Origin of the sequence: Mycobacterium sp. (assembly GCF_008709575.1) — a bacterium.
GTDB lineage: Bacteria > Actinomycetota > Actinomycetes > Mycobacteriales > Mycobacteriaceae > Mycobacterium.
On the sequence record NZ_VYIK01000529.1, the window covers coordinates 1 to 551 of the forward strand.

Below are 551 nucleotides of genomic sequence, written 5' to 3' on the forward strand. Positions count from 1 at the left end.
CAGATCCGCAGCACCAGCTGGCCGCCCTCGGGCGCGCCTACATCGACTTCGGACTCGCTAATCCCGCCCTGTTCGAGCTCATGTTCCAGGCCAACCAGTTGAATTCTGGCGACTCGGGCTTGATCCAGGCGCAACGAAGGGCCATCGGCACGTTGTACGCGGCGGTCAGCCGCGAAACGCCGCTGGACGCTACGCCGTCAGGTGCACCAATTCTGGCGCTGATCAGCTGGGCATTCGTCCACGGTCTGGTCGTCCTCGCCCGCGACGGCGCCCTACCCGCCGCTGCCGGAACTGAGGACGTCGGCGTTACCGAGCTTGCTCACGAACTGACCGACCGCTTCACCGAGTATGTCGGCCAGCACCTGGCAACGTTTAGCCAACGCTAACCTGCGACGATTCAGACGATCAGTGCGCGCCGGCTCACTTGAAGTAGCCCGAATTTTCATAATCCGCGACCAGGAAGCCGCTGGCTTCGCTGCTGTAGTTGGCGTAGCCGGAGATGAGGTAGCCGTCGTCGAAGTAACCCGAGCCGGCCGATCCGGTGTCAGCCA

At 63.3% G+C, this 551-nt stretch carries 1 protein-coding gene; it reads left to right on the forward strand.

Annotation, left to right across the window (positions count from 1 at the left end; genetic code table 11):
• On the forward strand, nt 1-386 hold a 386-nt coding region (locus F6Q13_RS19980), incomplete at its 5' end, for a TetR-like C-terminal domain-containing protein (RefSeq protein WP_293060145.1).
• Nucleotides 387-551: the final 165 nt, after the last annotated feature.